The following is a 21,585-nucleotide window of genomic DNA, read 5'->3' as shown; positions in this document are numbered from 1 at the left end:
CTTCCCCGAAACACTGTGTATTTTTTTGTTTTCCTTGATGAATACCGTAGTTAAGGTGTCAAAATGCACTGTCCACTCCACGCGGACAAAATCACCAAAACTGTCCACGAAGGGTGACAGACACCGCTCGTGGACAAATTGTACGATTTTGTCTTTTTGTGGTGACAGACACCCTAGGGGGGTGATATTATTAGGGTAGTAGTTTGTGAAAGCGCTTGCGCAACTTGTTGCACAGGGATTCAACTAAACTATTTTCTCTTTTTTCACCATTTGTGCAATCGATTGCGCAAATTCCAGCACCCCCAGGCAACAAGAAGCTACATAAAGTACCAAGTTAGTACCACATTTTTCAACAAACATCACCAAGGTTCACAGCTAGTCAGCACCACCCGTAAACAGAATAGGAGGAGAAGCGATTGAGTAGGAAGAACATGAGGGCGTTCTCGATAGTGATGGTTATTGCTCTTCTACTTCAGCTAGTTTCAGGAAGTGGATTGTATACAAGAGCAAATGCCGAAACCACTCCAGCGAGCCCGATCATCCATGAAGACAACAGCGTTACCTTTAACTATGTAAGCAAAGGGGAAACAGCTGCCTATGTCATTGGTACCCACAACAACTGGACGCTAGATACAGCGACCCCAATGACACTCGAAAACGGTGTGTTTACCGCAACACTACCAACCCTAGCGGAAGGAAACTATGAATATAAGTTTCTACTAAACAACAAAAGCTGGGATCAAAGTACAGCGGATCCATTGAACACAAACCCGAAAGCGGGGGATAATTCGACATTCCGTATCGGTCCGCCACCAGCGACAGCAACAAGCCCGGTCATCAACGATGATGGCACGGTCACTTTCCAGTACTTAGGTGAGGCTGACCGCGTGCGTGTGGCAGGCAGCTTTACGAGCTGGGCTGATGGCGCAAAAGAAATGACGAAAAACGCTGAAGGTGTGTGGCAACTCACTACAGAGCTAGCTCCAGGAACATACGAGTACAAATTTATTCTAGGTGAAAGTAACTGGATTACCGACCCAAGCAACCCGACCCAAGCGAACGGAAACTCCGTCGTTCATGCACCAGGCCTAATTATCAACGCTCCAGCCACAACGAAAAAAGGTCAAACGGTCACTCTCTCTGCGAAAGCACTTAACGAAAAGGGAGAACAGTCTGATGTGACTCCACAATGGATCCTGAAGGATGGTAGAGACGGAATCACGTTATCTAACAACAGCTTAACGATCGCTGACACGTACTCCGTTCAACCGAACGACAGCATTACCGTCCAAGCATCACTCGACGGAAAAACGGCAGAAAAAACAATTCAAATCCTAAGCACTACTTATTCTTATACCATCAATTACTACCGTTTTGACGGTGCCCAAAATAATTGGGATATGTGGATTTGGGAGGATGGCAAAGACGGAGCGGCATATCCATTCACCACAACACAAGACGGATTTGCTCAAGCAACATACGAATTCTCCTCAAGCTCCATCAACATCATCACCCGACCAGGAAACTGGACGACACAGGATGTTACCCGAAAAATCGAAATCAAAGAGGGTGACTCTGTTGAAGTTTGGCTCACTCAAGACCAAACCGAAGTGAGCTACACCAAGCCAGACTTAACGGCGGCTGTTCAAGCGGCATTAATGGATGCAAAAAACAGCATCACCGTTTCTGTTAACAAAAAGCTGGCCGACGACACAACGTTCACACTAACAGATGTTGAAGCCAACAAAGAAATTCCAACCACCACAACAAAGCTTAGCGACACAAAAGTGAAGGTAACGATCACAGACCCTTCACAAATTGACGTGCGAAAGCTTTACCAAGTGAACGCAACCGGTTACCAACCAGCAAAAGTAACAATGCGTAACGTCCTTAACGATGACCAATTTTATTATGATGGAAAAGATCTAGGGTACACGTACTCACCATCACAAACAACGTTCAAACTTTGGGCACCAACGGCTCAAAAAGTAAGCGTTGCCATCTACGGTGACCAAGGCACTTACGAAGGGGCGTTCGTCACCGATAACACAAACGGCACCGAAATGGCCATGACTCGTGCTGCAAACGGCGTGTGGTCCCTCACCCTAAACGGTGATCAAAACGGAAAATATTATATGTACAAAGTCGAGTTTGCTGACGGAATGACCAACTATGCGGTTGACCCGTATGCCCGATCCACTTCGCCGAACGGTCAACGGACAGCGATTATCAACTTGGATGATACGAATCCAACCGGTTTTAATCCTGAAGCAAAACCAGCGTTTGTGTCGCCAACCGATGCGATTCTATACGAGCTGCACGTGCGCGATTTTTCCATAGATGAAAATTCAGGTATGACCAATAAAGGGAAGTACAAGGCATTCACCGAGTCGAACACCACGGGGCCAAATGGCGTCAAGACTGGCTTAGACTCACTGAAGGAATTGGGAGTGACTCACGTTCACTTGCTACCGGTCTATGACTTCGGTTCCGTGAACGAACGAACGGTCAATGATCCATCTTCAACTGATCCAAAATTCAACTGGGGTTATGACCCGATCCACTTCAACGTACCAGAAGGATCGTACGCAACCGACCCAGCCGATCCAACTTCACGCGTGACCGAGTTCAAGGAAATGGTTCAAGCGATGCACGACAAAGGCATTCGTGTCGTGATGGACGTGGTGTACAACCACACGTATATTCCTGAAGTGACCCAGCTTTCTGGCGGTTCACCGTTTGATAAAATCGTTCCGGGTTACTACTACCGTACGGACGATGCGGGGAAAATTACAAACGGATCGGGCACAGGAAACGAAGTCGCGTCCGAAAGACCGATGGTTCGTAAGTATATCAAGGACTCCGTGAAGTATTGGGCAACCGAATACGGAGTGGACGGCTTCCGCTTTGACTTGATGGGACTAATCGACCGTCAAACGATGAGCGAGTTAACGAAGGAGCTGAAAGAAGAGGTTGATCCGAGCATTCTGATTTATGGCGAGCCATGGACAGGTGGATCAACAAGCTTAGATGCGTCTCTTCAAAACTTCAAAGGAACGCAAAAAGACCAAGGCTACGCGGTATTTAACGACAATATCCGTGGCGCGATTAAGGGCGGAAGCGATGACGCATCCACTGGTTTCGCAACAGGCGCAACCGGGAAGGAAGCAGACATTGCAAAAGGTGTCATCGGTTCGATCACCGACTTTACGAACCGTCCATCTGAAAGCATCAACTACGTGACGGCTCATGACAATTTGAATCTGTGGGATAAAATGATGAAGGTCGCGCACCAGGATATCACAACGGATCCGCATGCGATCATCACAGAGGACAATGCGCTTCAAAACGAATGGGTCAAACGCAGCCTACTAGCAAACGGCATCGTGCTTACATCACAAGGGATTCCTTTTATCCATGCAGGGGAAGAAATGCTGAGAAGTAAATACGGTAACCACAATAGCTATAAGAGTCCAGACAGCATCAACCAGATTCGTTGGGAGCTGAAGGACCAATACAAGCCAGTGTTCGATTATTACCAAGGCTTGATAGAGCTGCGTAAAGCTCACCCAGCGTTTAAAATGAACACAAAAGCAGCGATTGAGCAAAATCTTCAAGTATACAAAACCGACGACAATATTGTCGCGTTCCAGTTGAAAAACTATGCGAACAATGATTCATGGAAAAACATCGTCGTCATTTACAATGCGAACAATGCAGCGAAGGAAGTTAGCCTCCCATCCAGCGCGTCATGGAATGTGGTAGTCGACGACCAAGCAGCGGGTGTAGAAACGCTTCGCACAATTACAGGTGCTCAAGCAACGGTCGCTCCATTATCAATGATGGTGCTGTACGATGAGGAGGAAGGTGAATACACACCAGCGGTCACAAGCATCGAAACGAGCACAACGAGCTTTGCGATCAACCCAGGTACAACGAAAACAATTACGGCTTACGTGAAGGACCAAAAAGGCCGCATCATGCTCGACCAGAACATCAAATGGACGTCCTCCAATCCAGAAGTAGCAACAGTGGATGGCGGGAAAGTTTCTGCTGTGAAAAATGGGTCAGCAACGATTGTTGCCGCAGTTGGTGATGTGAAGGCGGAAATTGAAGTAACGGTAGCAACGCTCGTACCAAAGACGATCACGATTTCTGGAGATAACTCCGTCTATGAAACGTACACCGCTCAGCTATCTGCACTAGTTCGTGACCAATTCAACCAAGAAATGCTTGGCTCAAAGGTCACATGGACATCATCTGATGAAAGCATTGCGATCGTGGACGGAACGGGCAAAGTATCGGGCTTAAAGCCAGGAACCGCAACGATCAAAGCAAAAGCAGGTGACGCAGAAGCCATACTTGCATTAACCGTAAAGAAAAACGTGAAACGCTATGTTCGCGTGAAATACGTAAGACCAGATAAAGACTTCACGGACTGGAATATCTGGGTATGGAATACAGGCGTGAAGAACGACCAAATCGACTTTACGGAAATCAATGGCGACACAGCGATTGCGAATATTGAAATCGCACCAACAACCGAATCCATAGGCTTCTTAATCCGAAAAGGAACGGACTGGGCAACAGCGAAAATTTCACCGGACAGTGACGACCATGTCGTGAAAATTGACCGCGATGAAGTGATTACAAAGGTAACGGTGGTCACAGGTGTGGCAGGTCAAACCGTTGTACCAGCAGTCAAAGGACCAGTGTTAGAAGATGGAAATGTGACGTTCTACTATCGTGATGAAGAGTTGTATCAAAACGACGCGATGCACACGATTGAGGGCGTGAAGGTAAAGGTGGGAGCTCAAGAATACGCGATGACGTATGACGAGAAGAATGAGTACTTCTACTACACATTACAAAATCTCGACCCAGGCACGTACGAGTACAGTTTCCTTGTCACAAAGGATGGAGAAACAAACGAGGTGACTGACCCGAAAAATACGGTTGATGGCAAATCGGTCATTGTGTATACCGTGCCAAAGGTGACCATAGAAGGTCAAGTGTCGCCAGGGAAAATTACGTATAACGAGAATGCCGTATTAAAGATCCATGTGACAACAGAAGAAGCGGTCAATTTTAAAGAAATGTACGTCGATTTGACGCCACTTGGTGGAAAATCCAAGCTCATGATTGACCCGCAGCTTCAAGCGGTCACAATCGGAGTAAAGGATTCTGTTGCCGCAGGAATCAAGAACCTGACGGTAACAGCAGTGGACGAATTTGGAAACCGACACAATCAAACGATACCGGTGGAAGTTGCACCACGCACGTACCAAGGAGATCTTGACTTTGATTGGGATGAAGCACGAATTTATTTCATGCTCACAGATCGTTTCAAGGATGGAGACACAAGCAACAATCCAATTGGATATGATCCAGGCCACAGTGAAGCGTACCATGGTGGGGACTTCCGAGGAATCATTAATAACCTCGATTACTTGGATAATCTCGGAATCAACACGATTTGGATCTCGCCAATTGTGGATAATATCGACTTTAATAAAGGTGTCGATTTTAATACGAGCCCTGGCTTAGAAGCCAAGCAATACGCGTACCATGGCTACTGGGCGAAGGACTTCACGTCTTTAGATGAAAGCCTTGGAGACATGGAAACGTTCAAAGAGCTTATTGAAAAAGCTCATGACAAAGGCATCAAAATCATGGTCGATGTTGTATTGAACCATGCGGGTTACGGAATGGACGGGATTGAACCGAACTGGCAGGGCGAAGCAGGCATACCAACGGCTGAAGAGCAAGCGGTGTTAAAGGATATGCTTCGTACCGACATGGAAGACCCAACCGTTCGCGGTGAGCTAGACGGACTTCCGGACCTCAGAACCGAAGACCCTGCCGTTCGTGCAAAAATCATTGAATGGCAAACCGCTTGGTTAGAAAAAGCAAGAACGGATAGCGGAGAAACGATTGACTACTTCCGTGTGGATACTGTGAAGCACGTGGAAGAAACGACGTGGATGGCGTTCAAAAACGCACTAACCGAAGTCAGCCCGAGCTTCAAAATGATCGGTGAGTATTGGGGAGCAAACGTCACCAATGACGGTGGCTATCTGCGTTCCGGTCAAATGGACTCGTTGCTTGACTTTGATTTTAAAGAAAAAGCGAAGAACTTTGTGAATGGTGATATTAGCGGGGTGGAGTCATATTTAGTAGAACGCGACGCTCGCATCGATAACACAGCAACGCTCGGACAATTCTTAAGCTCACATGACCAGGATGGATTCTTGTCCGAGTATGTGGGAGGCGATGTTGGTAAGCTGATGGTGGCTGCCGCCCTTCAAATTACGTCCAAAGGTCAGCCAGTGATTTACTACGGAGAAGAGCTAGGCAACTCAGGCAAATCAAGCTGGGAATCTAGCAATGGTGTCGTATCAGCGTTCGGCCAAAACCGTGATTCTATGCCATGGGAAAAGCTTGAAAGCGGAGACGAAACCACAGTGAAGCTACACGACCACTATGCGAAGCTATTAAACATTCGTGGCGATTACTCGAAGATTTTCTCGAAGGGTACACGTATGATGGTGGATGGTGGAAATGAAGAGAAGTACTCCATTACGAAGCGTGAGTACCTTGGAAAGAAAGTGTATGTTGGATTAAACACAGCCACAGAGGCGCAGAAGGTTACGTTTGCGGTGGACTTTGAGCCAGGCTCGGTGCTTGTGGATGAGTATAGTGGTGTGAGCTACACAGTTAATGGTAAGAAGAAGGTGACTGTGAAACTTGCATCTCGCAATAACGGTGGAACGTTTATTTTAGCTAAGTCAACATCGACGGGTAGACCGGAGAATCCTGGGAAACCAGAGAAACCGGGGAAATCTGATAAATAAAATGTAAAATAGGAATCTCTCGTTGAGAGATTCCTATTTTATTAGATAAAAAGTAAAAGGTCAGTCTTTAAAAACATCCAACCTTTTATGTATTTGCTTAAATAGGGTTTAGGTTTATATAAGAAAACAAATTTATTTTTATTTAATTATTACAAAGGAAGTTCCCGTGAAAACAGATCCACCGTTGTAATCAAAGTCAACAGTTTCAATGGCACCGATTTTACCAGAAACTGTAACATTGTAGTAGTCTTTATACGTGGCTCTTGCAAGCTGTAGATATTCATCGAATCCTATCTCAATGTTTTTATCAACCGTTTTATGGTAGGAATAATCTCCAGAGTTAAATGACCATGTAAGATTGATAGATTCATCACCTACAGGAGTTTCAACTGGGTATTCAGCTTTAGTTTTCTTATCATATACCCATTCCACTTTATTTAGAGTTACTGTATTGCTTACCGAAACTGTACCTTTTTTAGTGTCAAAAACAACACTGGATTTTGGAATTATAGCTTGACCATAATAATATTCATCTGTTTGAAAATTGTATTTTTCCAAATATAAAATATATTGGTCCTTGTTTTCATAGTCAGTAGCAAGATTTACGAAGGTGTCGGTTGTCCCATCTCCACCGTAAAACATTGCACCGTTAATTGAAGCCTTTTGTACAGGAGAATTACTTTGAGCCATTGCTGGTACAGCTATTAACATGAATAAAATTGTAAATAGTAAGACTTTAAACTTTTTCAATGAGTGCACCTCCAGATTTTGGAAACCTAAACCTGTATTCAATTGTACTTTATTTGGGACAAGATGTACGTAATAAAGGTTCGACAATTTTCTGCAAAAACTATAGTCATATTAATAGATAGGTAAATAAGGCCTTTCAACAACGCCAGTCTCTGCATTAATATAAATCCAATTTTCTTTCCCTTCAAATACATAGACAAGAACGTAATCGGCAGTTACGGCCGAATATATGATGCCTTTTTCCATCTGTTTTCCTTTTTTACCTGAAATCTGTTCAGCCTTGTTTTCAATATCTTCTTGAGAAAGCTTTTCCTCATAACTCTTTGTGAAAAATTCTTTCGTCAATAAGGATGTCTTTGCTGATAACATGAAAAATTGACCTGTCTCTGCATCAAATTCAATCACAAATGGATTTGATATGGGAAAATACATTTTATATTCTCCTGCAATAGGAGTGAACCAAAATTGGTTATTAGGTGACTGACCGTCATTTACAGGCTTTATATCAAAATTGGAAGTTTCCCCATATATAGACTTAAGCATTTTATTAGCCTTTTCTATTAATTCTTCGGTACTCTTTGGCTTTTGATCAATTAATTGATTTGTGTTATTTGTTGCAAAAGAAATAGCCCCTGAATATCCGTTAATTACTCCACTTATTTCAGTCTTTCCATCCTCTAGGTTAAAATTATAATCACTTTCATTCTCATTTAGATTTCTCTCCAACTTAATTTTGCTATCGTGGGCATTGAATGCTGATGTTATGATCTCCTTTAGTTCTTTCTCATTTAACAGCTCCATCTCAGAAGGAAGCTTGTGGTATTTATTATAAAAATAAGCTAGTTCTTCTATCTGGCTAATTGGGGTAGCAATTCCTTCAACATCCAATATTTCAAAATAGGAACTATAGCCATGGTGAAAATCCGTATATTCCTCTTGGACATGTTCAAAAAGAGTATTTGTATACTTTTGTAAGAGTTCAACTGCACCACGGTCTGTTTCATCCTCTAGTCCCTGGTTTTTTCGCTCCCTAAGGTTTGCGGCCATTTCATCTAACGCCTGAGTATTCACAATAAAATGGTAGGAACTATCCGAAAATCGGATGCGTTCTAACCAACCCAATTCGTTACCTAAATCAATGATATCGTCCATTTGATAAGAAAGAAGCTCTCTGTTCGTGTCGATCTCGTATGGATTTTTAGCGATTATATTTAGTGATTCACTGTATACATACATCCCGTTCATTAATGTAGCTATTTTCTCTCGGTTAGCAGCATACTGGTTAATACCAGTCACAATAATGACCGCTGCAAGAAGACCGGCAACTAATTTCATTCGTCGTAATCGAAAACTTAACCGAATGCGGTCATCCAAATCCTTACTTGGTGTTTCTTCATTTTCTTCGTAGAAAGGAGATAACTCAGAAAACCCCATTCCTTCTTGATACAAGTTATTGCAGTTACTGCAATAACTTAAATGTTCTTCTATTGCACGACGGTTCTCCTGCTTTAACTCATTTACTTCATATAACGGATACAAATCCTCTACAAGACTACAATCAAATTTCATCGTCATTCCTCCTCGCCTTCCAGATAATATTCCTTGAACTTCTTTTTCGCACGATAGATTCCTACCTTGATGTTCCCTTCAGTTTGATTTAAGATATCAGCCATTTCACTTATGAAAAAACCTTGTTCTCTAAGAGCCAATAGAGATCGTTCTTTTTCAGTAAGTCTCTGAAATGTTTGCCTAACGATTATTCCTACGTCCATATTATGAGTTGTACCACTTGCTTGAGGTTCACACTCTGAATAGGGCATCTCATTCTGTCTTGATAATTTCATAGCTTCATTTATATATGTATTTCTAGCAATCTTAAAAAGCCATGTTTTAAGGGAGGACTCACCACGAAACCGTCCATATCCCTTGAAAGCCTTAATGAATGTATCGTGTGTTAGTTCTTCAGCAATGGAGCGACTCCGACACATATTGTGAAGGTAGCGGAAAATGGGTTCTTTGTATGCTTGATACATCTCTTCAAGCGGATCTGTCATGGTTCTCTCTCCTCCCAATGGTAATGACAAACGAAAAAGGAAAAGGTTACAAAAAATTTAATAATCTTTCTTTTATTTCGGATACAATTAGAAATAAGTTAGTTTTAAAAATTTAAATATAAAAAAGAACCACACAAAAGTGTGGTTGCAAGCAATTTGTTACATTGTAATATTACATGATTTTAATTATTAATATACTTCTCAAACACATCACCAAAGTCTTTTTCATGGTACTGCTCACGAATAGACGTTAGCCAGTTGAATCCAAACTCAGTTAGTTCTTTATATTGTTCAGAGAGCTTTAATTCCTCTGTGCGAGAGTTTTGAAGAATAGCAACAGCTTTCTCCAGGCTTTCGTTCGCCAGACTAGTCACAACTGAATTTTCATAAGTAGTCTCAGAGATTCGTAGCAAGGCCTTATACAGATCCTTCAGCTTCTCAATTTGATCCTTTTGAACATCAATATCAAATTGAACATCCCCCAAACGGAATTTAATCTCCACATCCATGTCAAGCTTTCCGGCCGTTTCCAATGTTACATTTGAAATCTTATGCTGTGAATATGGATAACGATACAGAGTACGTTTAGAGGACGCAGCACTTTGTCCATCCACATGAATCAATGCCAAATTCGTAAAGCAATATTCATCTGCCTTTGTTTTAATTAAAAAGTAAATTTTTTCATTGTCTTCATGCATCACATAATCGTCAGCGTCAGTCTTATCAAAGTCTCGTGGTTCAATAATTTTCCCAATATCCGATAACCCTAAAGCATCAGCAGCAATTTTTTTAAACAACTCCATCATCCTCCTGAAAATTATGTACTATTCCATTTTAATTCCAAATGGAGGAATTATGAATACTTTTTAATGAAATTATCAATAGTAAAGCCAGACTCTAAGAGTCTGGCTTAATAATTAATATTTCTTTTTCCCAGCCAGGAACATAAGGCCATGATAGATAAGAGCTAAAGCAAAAATGAGGACAGTTAAAACTCCAATGCCATCGATTAGTGGATTAAGTGGCGATAAGAAACCGCTTACAGGAACGCGTAATAGTCCAAAACCAGCAAGCATAGCAGCTAAGAATAATAAAGGATAACTATTCAACATAAATCCCTCCTTTCAATATTATGTATATTCATGTAGTGGGACATATGTTAAAGAAGTTCACAAAATTTTGCTGAAAAGGTGGAATATATACAGGCTAACTGGCATAGTGGGTCAATCCTAAAGGGTTCATTATTCTGAGGTATGACTTGAAGACATTGCTTGTGACCGAAAGCTAATGGCTTTTAAAATAAAGATCTTGTCTTGAGCAGTGAGCATCTTCCAGCTTTTGACCTTAATCTTCACAAGACCACTCCTTTGTATTTGTCACTTCAACCTAGGTTTCAAGTACTGTTTATTTACCACCCGCGAATTCTAAATAAACAACCAAAACTTCTACAAAGTTTGACAATTGGCAAAAAAACAAGCATCAGTCAGTAAAAGACCGATACTTGTTTAGGCACTATTCACAAATCTCAAATGTCTTCAAAACAGCTTCTCCTAGTTCAGTATCAGTTGCTTTTACGTCTAATCGTATAGATTTGGGGATGGCAGTATATCCACGACCATCCTTGCTCCTAGTTTTTGCTTCAAATTCATACCCATTTTCTTTATTAAAGAAGACCCGTTGAAAGGAATGATTAGTAATAATTTTTCTCACCGGTTACAAGTTCAGTAACGATCACATACATATCTTCAGTTGTATATTGATTGTTCACTGTAATGTTAAAACACTGTCTTAATTTTTCGCCAATAGTGCTGTATCGTAGGGCTCAGTTAACACCACGGGTTTATTAATGTTACAGCGAATCCCATGCTCATTAAAACCATTAGGTACTAAAATATGGGTGTTTTCGTTGATATTTTTGTAGAGCCCCACACTGTAGTCCATATTTTTCCTCCATTATTAATCGATTATACTAAACTAGTATAATATAATTTTTGGTATATTATACCTATAAATGGTATAGAAACTTTGGACTAAGAGGAGGATTTTAATGTCAGTTAATTTTTTTCAGATTCATATTCAGACAAATGAGCTTGAGGAAGTGAAGAATTTTCTACCCAAAATTGGTTAACCAATATTAGTGGTAAAGTAGCACTAGTTGAAGAAAATTCTCAGGGTGAATTTCTATCTTTTTTTAATAGCAAAATTCCCACCTCATTTGCAGTTAGTTCCATACATGAAAACTGGATAACGATATTACATGATTCCTATGAACCTCCTTTAGACTTGTGTAATGAGTTATCAAAAGAATGTAACAGTATGGTCATACAGGCTATGGGACAAAGTACGGTGGATACTTATTATTTGAGTGCCCATAAGGAAGGAAAAATAGTTAGAAAAATTAATTGTGGGGAAGACACTTTAGGAGTAATACAAGAAGGGGTACCATTCCATTTCGAAAAGGAGCTAGATCAAGATTTGTTTGATTACGATGATATGGATGAGTTCTGCATGGGTTTTGGAATTGATTTATTTGAAATAGAAGAAAGGTCAATAATTATAAAGATCCATTAGATTTATTAAGTGATGGAATTGAAAAGCACTTACATGGCGTTTTTTTTGTTGTGCGACGGGGTCATTTTGCAGTAAAACTGCACTAATTGGTTATACAAGCTATCAATGGCTTTGATATATGAAAAAAGACTAGAAACCTTTTGTTTCTAGTCCAGACACATGAATATTTATATACTTAGTATATTCTAAAATACTCAACTACTCCATCAGAGATAGCCTTTGCTAATTTTTGTTGATAAGAACTTGTCACTAATTTTTGACGTTCGTTTGTATTGTTAATGAATCCAAGTTCAATCAACGTGGCTGGCATAGCGGCTTCACGAATAACTGAGAACGCACTGCCATCTGTTCCACGATCATTTGCACCGGTATATTGAATCATATTATCTTGAATCAAATTAGTAAGAGTCACACTCTTTTTAATCCTGTCACTGTTATTATGCATATCCTCATTAATCTTTGAAGGATAATCAGAATTGTATTCATAAAAGTAAGATTCAATACCATTAGCAGTTGTAGTTCCAGATCCAGTAGAGTTTACATGAATACTAATAAATAGATCTGCTTTCAGATCATTTGCCATTTGTGAGCGATCTAATAAAGATACATAAGTATCGTCAGAACGTGACATGTAAACTTTATATCCTTGAGCAACTAGTAAAGCTTTAGCTTTTTTTGCAACAGCTAGATTTATGTCTGCTTCATGATATCCACCAGCTACTGCACCAGGGTCATTGCCACCGTGTCCAGGGTCTAAAAATACCTTCAATGGTTCTTTAAACGCTTGTGTAGTAGATACTGGAACACCTTGACCTTTAGGTACCAATTTAATTTCAATTGCTTCTAATCTTTTTGCAAGACCTTCTGTTCCAGCTTTCATTCCATTTTTAGCCCAGCCTAACCAACCGAAAGTCTGGGAGTGGACACGATAATAAACATCATAATACTTTGCTATATCGCCTGTTAAATTAATCTTAATAGCTTCCAATCGCTTTGCTTGCCCAGAGGTTCCAGAAACTTGACCATTAGACACTTCACTTACCCATCCATAAGATTGTACATGGGTTGAATAAGTAATACCGCCACTGTAAGGGAGATTTTCTAATTTAATTTTTATGGCTTCAAGTCGTTTAGCCTGTCCTGACGTTCCACTCATTGCTCCATCTTTGACAGGTTGTAACCATCCGTATGTTTGAACATGGGTAGTATAAACTACTGAAGTTGGTGTTATATATCGTTTTTCGGAGGTACCAGGTGCTTGCTCTCCCTTTTTAACTAGCACGATTTCTATGGCTTCTAGTCGCTTAGCAAGGCCAGAGGTACCTGATGATTCCCCATTTTTAGCCCAACCTAACCAACCAAAGGTTTGTGCATGAACACGATAATACACATCATAATGGATTGCCATTTCTCCTGTTAATTTTATTTGAATAGCCTCAACCCGTTTGCCTTCTCCAGTTGTGCCACTAATACTACCTGCAGGTACATTAGACATCCAACCATACTTTTGTACATGGGTTCTGTAGGTTAGTCCTCCAGGATAAGGTGTATTTTCTAAGGAAATTCTAATTGCTTCTAACCGTTTTGCTTCGCCTTCAGTACCAGAAAGAGCACCATCTCTTACAGCTTCTTGCCACCCAATTTTTTGTATATGGGTTGAATATTTTATAGATGGTACTTTGTTTGCTACAGCTGTGGAAGTAGTCGAGGTACTAGATGTACTAAATCTTGTAAGTGGCTGAACTTCCTTTATAGTAGTTGTGGTTGAAGTAGCTTCTTCCTCACTAACTGCATTAGATTCTATAGTTGTTGGATCTTTAGCAGCATTTAAAGAATCATATTTTTCCTTTGTAATAACAAGCTTTTCACCACTTTGGCCGGTTGAGTAATAGATAAGACCTTTATTCTCAATGACAGTATCATATTCATCAACCGTTTTAACTTCTTCGATGGAAGTTCCGTTGTTGTTTTGTACGACGGTAGTGGCTGAGTCCGTTAATTCTTTAGCGGTTACTATCTCGGATTTAAATACATCAGCAACAGTTATTCGATAGTTGATAATCTCTGTCTCATTTAAAGCCAACTCATTAAGTTCTTCGTTTACTTTCAGTGTGATGTCTTCTGTGGAATTTGAAGAATCAGCATAGGAAATTTCCCCATTAGCTGTTGTCTTAGAATCATCTGCCCAACCAGTCAATTTCAAGGTAATATTCCCATTTACTAATACTTCTTTTTCTTCTCCATTATATTGAATGAAAAAGTAACTCGAATCCTTTTGATAATTACCTGTATTGGAACTTTCAAGAGCATAAACAAGGGTTCCATTTGTGGAGAATATGAAACCTATTAAAAGTGTCCAAAATAAAAATAAAGCTTTTCCCTTCATATCCATCTCCCCGGCAGAATTTTAACAGTTTAACTATGTTAGTCTAGCATAAAAAGAGAGAAAAAAGACTAATATTTCGCTATATTTATACAAAAAATAACAAATTCCGCAGAATTACATGTCTACTATTGAATAGCTAAGAGAATCCTACAAAGAAGTGTCCACCCCACAAGGACAAAACCCATAGATTTGTCCACGAGCGGTGACAGACACCCTAAAAAGACAAAATACCGAAAAGTGTCCACGGAAGGTGTCTGTCACCCATCCCTCTCAGTCTTGAGACCTAGATGCAAATACAAAGGAAGTCCATTTTGAACCTGGTCAATTTCGGGTATATTGGTTATAAAGAACCTACACCTAGATTCACCTAAACATGAAACCTTTTTAACAATTACTTCGTATTACTTAACATAGAAATCCCGAGAGGTCAGGAGTCGATTACAATGAACTTCTTTATTGCGTTGCTTATCCTATTATTTATTTCTATACCTGCTACCGTGTTAACATGGCTGATTAGCTTTTTTACATTTAACAATGGATTCCTAACAGCTTCTGGAATCTCCATTGCAGCAGGTGTCGTAGCTTATTTGATCGTCAACGGCATCGTAAAGGTGAGAACATTCAAAAAATACAACATCTCCCGTAAAGAGTATGTATACATTCGTAAAAATTTAAAGGAAGCAAAACCAAAGCTTCAGCGGTTAAGAAAGGCCTTTTTCCAAGTGAGGGACGTGGCAGCCTTTAAACAACAGTTAGATACAATCCGTGTAGCTAATAAAATCTATTCCATCACAAAAAAGGAACCAAAGCGTTTCTACCAGGCTGAGTCTTTTTACTATTCACATTTAGATTCAATCGTCGAGCTAGCAGAAAAATACGCATTCTTATCTAGCCAGCCGAAGAAAAATTCAGAATTACTCATATCACTTCAGGACACAAAAGATGCTCTTCGCGACCTTTCTCGCGTCATTGAAGAGGATTTAAACCAAGTGCTATCGAATGATATAGATAAGCTGAACTTCGAGCTTGATGTGGTAAAGAAGATTACCCTCAAACCGAAGAATCTAGACCCGAACGAAGAAAGTAGGAGAATTAAATGACAGATCGTAATACAGAGCCACAATTGCAACGAGCATCATCAAGTAGTGACATGTTAGACGATTTGCTCGTAAATCCATTTGCTGATCCGATATCAGTTCAAGACCAACCAATCCTATCTACTCAACAAACAGATAAGCAAGTTAAATTAATTGATGTGATCCCACCAGAAAATAGGGAAAAGGCATATCAATTGGCACAACAAATCGACCCGAAAAATCACCAAGCCATCATCACGTACGGAACCCAAGCACAATCCAAGCTGATGAATTTTTCGAATTCCATGATTGAGCATGTGAAAAAAGAGGACATTGGGGAAGTAGGGGAGATTCTTTCTGACCTCATGAAAAAATTCAATGAGGTCAATCCAGACGAGCTAAAGCCTGAAAAACGCTCGATGTTCTCTAGAATGTTTGGGAAAATCCAAAACTCGGTCCAGGAAGTCATGTCTAAATATCAAAAAACAGGGGTACAAATTGAGCGAATTAGCGTAAAGCTGGAACGCTCGAAAAATACGCTTATGAGTGATGTGGTCTTCCTTGAAAAGCTGTACGAACATAATAAAGAGTACTTTCATGCGCTAAATGTGTATATTGCAGCAGGGGAGTTAAAGCTCGAGGAACTGAACCAATCGATTATTCCCAAGCTCAAGCAGAAAGCGGAGCAATCTCAAGATCAAATGGCGTTCCAGGAAGTAAACGACATGATGCAGTTTGCCGATCGTTTAGACAAACGTATTTATGACCTGAAGCTGAGCCGTGAAATCACCGTTCAAAGTGCACCACAAATTCGCTTAATTCAAAATACAAACCAAGCTCTAATTGAAAAAATTCAATCTTCTATTATGACAGCTATTCCTCTATGGAAAAACCAAGTGGCAATAGCTCTAACGCTCATCCGTCAACGAAATGCGGTAGAAGCACAAAAACAAGTATCAAAAACAACAAACGAACTGTTACTGAAAAACGCAGAAATGCTAAAAACAAACACGATCGAATCAGCAAAAGAAAACGAGCGAGGTATAGTCGATATTGAGACGCTCAAGAAAACACAAGAAAACCTTATCCAAACACTTGAGGAAACGATTCGCATCCAACAGGAAGGCCGTATGAAACGCCGCCAAGCCGAGCACGAACTCGCTCAAATGGAGGATGAACTAAAACAAAAGCTCCTCGATTGGGGAACCAACCCACGATAATCGGTGACAGACACCCGAAAAAGACAAGACTGCCCAATCTGTCCATGAAGGGTGTCTGTCACCCTCCGTGGACAAAAATATTGTATTTGTCCGTGTGGAGTGGACACTAAGGAGCAAAACACAAATAATACCCAGGGGAAGGTGTCTGACACCTTCCCCTGGGTATTCGACCTTTACTTCCTCACACTCAACCCATCAATCTTCTTCTCTATAAACGTTAAGAATCGTTTATCCCCCTGCAGATCAAAAACCAAGCATGCTTTCTTCATGTAATGCAACGCTTGCTTCAAATCGCCTCCAAGCTCGGCGTTATACCCAAACTGGTAATGCAGTTCCCCAAGTAAGTACAAGCTTGCCTTATCGATACACCAATCAATTCCTTCAGTACAATAATCCTTCGATTGTTCCAACCGACCCATGCAAGTCAATGCACGCGCCACATTATAGTACAACCGAGTCTGAATCGTAATATCATTCAAAGACGGCAGTTGTTTAATATACTTTAATGCCTGCTCATATACAACGAGAGCGTTCTCAAAATTATCCTCTTCAAAATACACGACACCTATGCTCAGCATTAGCTCCAACTCGCGCTCCGAGTAAAACTTCTCAGTGGACTGGGTCAATGCAATAGCCTCCTGCAAAATCGAAATCGCCTTCTCCGAATTCTTGTTCATCGCCTGCTCATAAATTCCTTTATGCCAGAGCAGCAGCTGATAATTCCGCTTGTTTTGAGAAAACAAAGGGTTTTTCACCTCAGTATCAACAATCTGCTTCATCTCCGAATAATTCATTGACCTCCGAGCCTGCTTTAACTGCTTCACCACCTCTAAAACATAGTCTAGCCGGGGTGTACTTCCTATATCAAAAAAGTAATTCACATCGACCCCAAGTCGCTCTGAGATTAAATACAACGTCGATGCGAAAGGATACACATCACCTTTTTCAATCTTACTAATCTGAGCCTGCGTACAAATCCCGTTTGCTAGCTCCCCCTGTGACATACCCACCTGTTTTCTAAGCTCGCGAATTTTCTTCCCCACTGCAGAAAAATCCAACCTGCTCACCTCTATTAAAATATGCATAGAGTTATATTTTTTTGGAAAAATAAGAGAATTCGACTAAATCCTCTTTAAAATCTCTATGTAACCGTCTCTTACCGCGAATCTACCAAATATAAACCTATGTTTTAATAGATTTATCACATTCTATGATTTACTCTACCATAAAAATTCGACAGGAGGGAAATGCAATGAAAAGACGTTTTGTCCTCTTCGTAGTAGCTGCACTTGTGATCGTGGCAAACCTTAGCCCGATTGTGGCAAAAGGTCAAGAGAAGGATGTTGTAGCAACTCAGCTTCCTTCAGAGTACTAAGTCATAGTAGTTTCCAACAACTTAACTGGCCCGTACCCCTCGGACCAATTTATTCTGCAGTTAAGCATCATCCTAATACTCAAACAACACCCAACTTTAAGACACCGACTAGTCATCGGTGTCTCTTTTTTCATACGCCCAAACCATTAATGAACGCCTTAGAAATATAAATAAAAAAGGAGAACCCCACCAAGGGTCCTCCATTTCTTACTTTCTATGCAGATGATATTGGTTACGGAAGTTTCCAAGCTACATTATAGTCATCGTATCCACCATAGTACTGCCAAATTTCTGCTTTTTCGTTTGTCCCAGGGAAATTGAGCCAATCTGGATTGCTTGTTGTCAAATCTGTTGGGATTTCACTTGGGTAATAAGCAACCCAATAAGCCCCTGGAGTGCTTGGTGAAAAGTCACCCATCGTACGTTCCCAGTTTCCTGGTGACGAATAGGTGCCAGGTTTTACACCTTGACCATATTGATTTAAATAGTTCACAAATGCAGTATAAATCGATCGATTATTTGCATAGTCATAGTCTTTCATACCGGTTAAAGCCAATTCCACATCAATAAAGATGACAGGTCTAACTTTCGAACCATATACACTTTTCATAGCTTCATAGGTTTCTAGTGCTAGTTTGGCCTGATGGACTCCCCACTCACTTGGAGAAGTTCCAGTTGGTGCCTTTTGTATACCGGTTAAAAACCAATAACCGTAGACGTAAGTAGCATTCTGTGCTCTCTCACTACTGAAATAAATTCCACTACCGGAGCTTACATCAAATTGTACAGTGTTCCCATAACCTAACTTCCCTAGGTAAAAATCTTCCCCATTCGTGTTCGCTGATGTAGCAGAATCTGATCCGAATAAATATTCCGTTGCAGCATCCGTTGTATTCAATTCTGTCGATGTTGTTTCGGAAAAAATCACTGAGTTTAGAGAAGCATTCGCTTTTGCTGTTTCGCTAGCATGTACACTTCCTTGCGATTTTATCATTCTATCTTCTTTGCTTTGTTGAATCTCATCTTTTCGTTCTACCTTAGTAGGAGCAGGGACCTCCGGCTTTGTTTGACTTGAAGGAGTTCCTTTTACGCTAGCATGTAAACTTCCCTGCGACTTTACTAATTTTTCTTCTTTCTTTTGTTGTATTTCAGCTTTTAATTCTGCATTAGAATGAGTAGGTTCCTCCAGCTCGGGGGAACTTTGTGCTTGAACCATGTTATCAGGTCCCACTTTAGGTCCAGCTGCTGCAGCAAAATGGCCACCTGAAATAACACCAAAAGACAGTACAGTGGTTGCAACAAAAGATTTTACAAGTTTCATTGTTTTAAAGTAATTTTTCATTCAAATTGCTCCTTTTCATTATCGTTAATTATACGTTAAGTAAAAAGGAGCTCCTTTGGGCGGTGGTGAAGGCGGAGCATTGATCCATTGATGACGGTACTTCACTTGGCGGGAAGGATTGATGTGACCAAGGTTCGAATCAAAATATTTATCCCAGTTAAACCAATTTGTAACAAAGCTTAACAGACTGGTCCCCGCACTGAACGGCTCTTTTAATTGCCCTCTAGAAGATTGCGTTCGTGGAGAAGCGTTTTTCACCACTTCAATCTCTCTAGGATTCTTCCTATTGTTAGGCTGAGTCTTGTTTTCTTCCTCTTTATGCAACAAGGTATGAGAACTAATCTCTTTTTTTGATCCTGTGGATTCAGTATCCGGTATAGTTCTTGGACTTAAATTTGGAGAGGGACTACTAGTTTCCTCCTCAGTTTGATGTAAGGAAAGCGACTTAGATACCTCTTGCACCTTATCATTACCTACATTTGTCTTTGTTCGTCCGGATTGTTCTGTATCTTTAACTTTTGCAGTGGGTTCTTCAGACTCCCTAGTATTTTCTCTAGAAGGCAATACTTTTTGCTTTTTATCGTTCTTGTCTGGAGATTTGGAAACAGTTTTCTTTTGTACAGTAGTCTGGGTACTAGGCTCTCCGCCTTGGCTTGAATGTGCATGATCTGGTGTAACGGGGACTGATTTGTCCAAAACTAATGGTTTTTCAGTTTTTACTGAAACGGGAGTATGTACTGTAGAGTTTTGAGTTTTATCTATAGCTCCGTTTTTCTCTGCCAATGTATGATTTGGCAAAAAAGCAGTCGCCCCTGTTACTAGAACCAGTAGAATAACATTCCGGATGTACATTATTTCACCCCCTTTCAAAAAGCAGAGTATCATTACTTTCTCGAACAATATTCGACATGGTTTTTAACTATTTGTCGGTTTTGAGAAAGAAAGAGTGCTTTTAACCTAAGCTGGAACGAAAAGGTAGGTTGAATTTCCTTGATTGTGGTACTATCAATTAAATATATGCCTAGAGTTATATTACTAAAGATAAAGAGAAACGTAAGAAATAAAAGTAATCCCCGTTAAAGACAAAGAAACTTACAAAAAATTATGTTTAAATAATAAATAGTAATTTCACAATGATTATTCATTTGAGCAATGATCAAATCTTCATTTCTAGCCATTTCCACGTCGGAAGTGGTCTTTTTTTGTCGATTCCGTTTCCAAAAAATATCATATCTAGTAAAATATTTTGTAAGATTATCAAAATATGTGCCAAATAATGGAGGATATACATGATCTATCGTGTACAGTTGTTCCGCGGATTAAAAGACCCATACACCATTGGACACCAGTTGACAAAAGCTGAGAAAATCGAAGGAACCTGGAAGTATACGTTGATCCTCACCTTCACAAGCTTCCTACTGTATTCCATTAATGCATATCTAGGAATAGGAAGTGAAATACTATCAAAGCAAATCTATCAGTTAACCACCTCAGAATTTGAAGCAACCAAACTACTCTTTTCTATTGGTCAGATACTAGCAGGAGTGCTAGGAACAATCCTTTTCATCTTTTTTCCGGCACTTATTTTTTGGCTCTTTTCAGACACAGAATATATCAAATTCATAAACATCCAACTGATCATCACGACGATTATCCTCATAGAAAAGGCAGTCACTATACCATTTCATTACTATCTTGGTCTTGATCCAATATCACTACCGTACTCATTAGGAGTCATTGCGCAATACCTAACAGATTACCGATATATCATCCTATTCTTAGCCGAGATTACGTTTTTTCAAATATGGGTTATGGTCCTTCAATATACATATATAAAAAAACTAATCGATCGAAGTAAAAGCATCGTACTTGCCATCGTGATTACAACGAATGTAGTGATCTGGCTCGTACTTGCACTATTCTCATACATCGATTTCGAAAAGATACTGTAAAGGAG

At 40.3% G+C, this 21,585-nt stretch carries 16 protein-coding genes; 6 read left to right on the top strand and 10 right to left on the bottom strand.

All coding sequences use genetic code 11. The features are described 5' to 3' along the window. Window positions 1–416 precede the first annotated feature (416 nt). Window positions 417–6,854, top strand: coding sequence for a type I pullulanase (pulA, locus tag ACRX5O_RS14010; protein WP_433906520.1), 6,438 nt, complete (start codon window positions 417–419; stop codon window positions 6,852–6,854). 138 nt (window positions 6,855–6,992) lie between these two features. On the opposite strand, the gene ACRX5O_RS14005 is transcribed toward pulA, so the two are convergent. From ACRX5O_RS14005 to ACRX5O_RS13980, 6 genes are all read right to left on the bottom strand, one after another. Next, window positions 6,993–7,604, bottom strand: coding sequence for a hypothetical protein (locus ACRX5O_RS14005; protein WP_433906519.1), 612 nt, complete (start codon window positions 7,602–7,604; stop codon window positions 6,993–6,995). A 111-nt stretch (window positions 7,605–7,715) separates the two neighbouring features. Continuing rightward, a complete protein-coding gene (locus tag ACRX5O_RS14000) occupies window positions 7,716–9,173 on the bottom strand; it encodes a zf-HC2 domain-containing protein (protein WP_433906518.1) in 1,458 nt (485 codons plus the stop codon). 2 nt (window positions 9,174–9,175) lie between these two features. After that, a complete protein-coding gene (locus tag ACRX5O_RS13995) occupies window positions 9,176–9,658 on the bottom strand; it encodes an RNA polymerase sigma factor (protein WP_433906517.1) in 483 nt (160 codons plus the stop codon). Between the two features lie 182 nt (window positions 9,659–9,840). Beyond that, the gene (locus ACRX5O_RS13990; protein WP_433906516.1) at window positions 9,841–10,455 is read right to left on the bottom strand and encodes a PH domain-containing protein; all 615 of its coding nucleotides are present in this window, start codon (window positions 10,453–10,455) and stop codon (window positions 9,841–9,843) included. Between the two features lie 120 nt (window positions 10,456–10,575). Beyond that, window positions 10,576–10,770 carry a hypothetical protein gene (locus ACRX5O_RS13985; protein ID WP_433906515.1) on the bottom strand — a complete coding sequence of 65 codons (195 nt, stop codon included), beginning with the start codon at window positions 10,768–10,770 and terminating at the stop codon, window positions 10,576–10,578. Window positions 10,771–11,446: 676 nt separating this feature from the next. Then, window positions 11,447–11,599, bottom strand: coding sequence for a hypothetical protein (locus tag ACRX5O_RS13980; RefSeq protein ID WP_433906514.1), 153 nt, complete (start codon window positions 11,597–11,599; stop codon window positions 11,447–11,449). Window positions 11,600–12,004: 405 nt separating this feature from the next. Between ACRX5O_RS13980 and ACRX5O_RS13975 the strand changes: the two genes are divergently transcribed. Next, complete coding sequence (locus tag ACRX5O_RS13975) at window positions 12,005–12,229, top strand: hypothetical protein (RefSeq protein ID WP_433906513.1); 225 nt, start codon at window positions 12,005–12,007, stop codon at window positions 12,227–12,229. Window positions 12,230–12,404: 175 nt separating this feature from the next. Here the strand turns inward: ACRX5O_RS13975 and ACRX5O_RS13970 are convergent, their stop codons facing one another. Next, complete coding sequence (locus ACRX5O_RS13970) at window positions 12,405–14,615, bottom strand: N-acetylmuramoyl-L-alanine amidase (protein ID WP_433906512.1); 2,211 nt, start codon at window positions 14,613–14,615, stop codon at window positions 12,405–12,407. A 443-nt stretch (window positions 14,616–15,058) separates the two neighbouring features. Between ACRX5O_RS13970 and ACRX5O_RS13965 the strand changes: the two genes are divergently transcribed. Beyond that, window positions 15,059–15,715 (top strand): 5-bromo-4-chloroindolyl phosphate hydrolysis family protein, encoded by a 657-nt coding sequence (locus ACRX5O_RS13965; protein WP_433906511.1) that lies wholly within the window; start codon window positions 15,059–15,061, stop codon window positions 15,713–15,715. Further along, on the top strand, window positions 15,712–16,911 hold the full coding sequence (locus tag ACRX5O_RS13960; RefSeq protein ID WP_433906510.1) for a toxic anion resistance protein: 1,200 nt from the start codon (window positions 15,712–15,714) through the stop codon (window positions 16,909–16,911). The genes ACRX5O_RS13965 and ACRX5O_RS13960 overlap by 4 nt, the downstream gene beginning before the upstream one ends. Before the next feature lie 173 nt (window positions 16,912–17,084). Here ACRX5O_RS13960 and ACRX5O_RS13955 read toward each other — a convergent pair whose 3' ends face one another. Continuing rightward, entirely contained in the window at window positions 17,085–17,996 is a 912-nt protein-coding gene (locus ACRX5O_RS13955; protein ID WP_433906509.1) for a helix-turn-helix domain-containing protein, read from the bottom strand. A 167-nt stretch (window positions 17,997–18,163) separates the two neighbouring features. Here ACRX5O_RS13955 and ACRX5O_RS13950 point away from each other — a divergent pair, with 167 nt between their 5' ends. After that, window positions 18,164–18,286, top strand: a complete 123-nt coding sequence (locus ACRX5O_RS13950) for a hypothetical protein (RefSeq protein ID WP_433906508.1) — start codon at window positions 18,164–18,166, stop codon at window positions 18,284–18,286. Between the two features lie 232 nt (window positions 18,287–18,518). Here the strand turns inward: ACRX5O_RS13950 and ACRX5O_RS13945 are convergent, their stop codons facing one another. Next, window positions 18,519–19,628, bottom strand: a complete 1,110-nt coding sequence (locus ACRX5O_RS13945) for a glycoside hydrolase family 25 domain-containing protein (RefSeq protein ID WP_433906507.1) — start codon at window positions 19,626–19,628, stop codon at window positions 18,519–18,521. A gap of 24 nt (window positions 19,629–19,652) precedes the next feature. Further along, complete coding sequence (locus ACRX5O_RS13940; protein WP_433906506.1) at window positions 19,653–20,480, bottom strand: hypothetical protein; 828 nt, start codon at window positions 20,478–20,480, stop codon at window positions 19,653–19,655. A gap of 437 nt (window positions 20,481–20,917) precedes the next feature. On the opposite strand from ACRX5O_RS13940, the gene ACRX5O_RS13935 reads away from it, so the two are divergent. Further along, window positions 20,918–21,580 carry a hypothetical protein gene (locus ACRX5O_RS13935; protein WP_433906505.1) on the top strand — a complete coding sequence of 221 codons (663 nt, stop codon included), beginning with the start codon at window positions 20,918–20,920 and terminating at the stop codon, window positions 21,578–21,580. Window positions 21,581–21,585: the final 5 nt, after the last annotated feature.

The sequence above is a fragment of the Robertmurraya mesotrionivorans genome (assembly GCF_050971805.1).
Lineage (GTDB): Bacteria > Bacillota > Bacilli > Bacillales > Cytobacillaceae > Robertmurraya_A.
This window is presented reverse-complemented; position numbering and strand designations above follow the sequence as displayed.

Excerpts from the sequence above, each read along its gene's own strand:
- ACRX5O_RS13945 (WP_433906507.1), bottom strand. The coding sequence starts at position 19,628 with ATGAAAAATTACTTTAAAACAATGAAACTTGTAAAATCTTTTGTTGCA.
- ACRX5O_RS14000 (WP_433906518.1), bottom strand. The coding sequence starts at position 9,173 with ATGAAATTTGATTGTAGTCTTGTAGAGGATTTGTATCCGTTATATGAA.
- ACRX5O_RS13935 (WP_433906505.1), top strand. The coding sequence starts at position 20,918 with ATGATCTATCGTGTACAGTTGTTCCGCGGATTAAAAGACCCATACACC.
- ACRX5O_RS13960 (WP_433906510.1), top strand. The coding sequence starts at position 15,712 with ATGACAGATCGTAATACAGAGCCACAATTGCAACGAGCATCATCAAGT.
- ACRX5O_RS13985 (WP_433906515.1), bottom strand. The coding sequence starts at position 10,770 with ATGTTGAATAGTTATCCTTTATTATTCTTAGCTGCTATGCTTGCTGGT.
- ACRX5O_RS13940 (WP_433906506.1), bottom strand. The coding sequence starts at position 20,480 with ATGTACATCCGGAATGTTATTCTACTGGTTCTAGTAACAGGGGCGACT.
- ACRX5O_RS13950 (WP_433906508.1), top strand. The coding sequence starts at position 18,164 with ATGAAAAGACGTTTTGTCCTCTTCGTAGTAGCTGCACTTGTGATCGTG.
- ACRX5O_RS13965 (WP_433906511.1), top strand. The coding sequence starts at position 15,059 with ATGAACTTCTTTATTGCGTTGCTTATCCTATTATTTATTTCTATACCT.
- ACRX5O_RS13980 (WP_433906514.1), bottom strand. The coding sequence starts at position 11,599 with ATGGACTACAGTGTGGGGCTCTACAAAAATATCAACGAAAACACCCAT.
- ACRX5O_RS13955 (WP_433906509.1), bottom strand. The coding sequence starts at position 17,996 with ATGCATATTTTAATAGAGGTGAGCAGGTTGGATTTTTCTGCAGTGGGG.
- ACRX5O_RS13970 (WP_433906512.1), bottom strand. The coding sequence starts at position 14,615 with ATGAAGGGAAAAGCTTTATTTTTATTTTGGACACTTTTAATAGGTTTC.
- ACRX5O_RS13995 (WP_433906517.1), bottom strand. The coding sequence starts at position 9,658 with ATGACAGATCCGCTTGAAGAGATGTATCAAGCATACAAAGAACCCATT.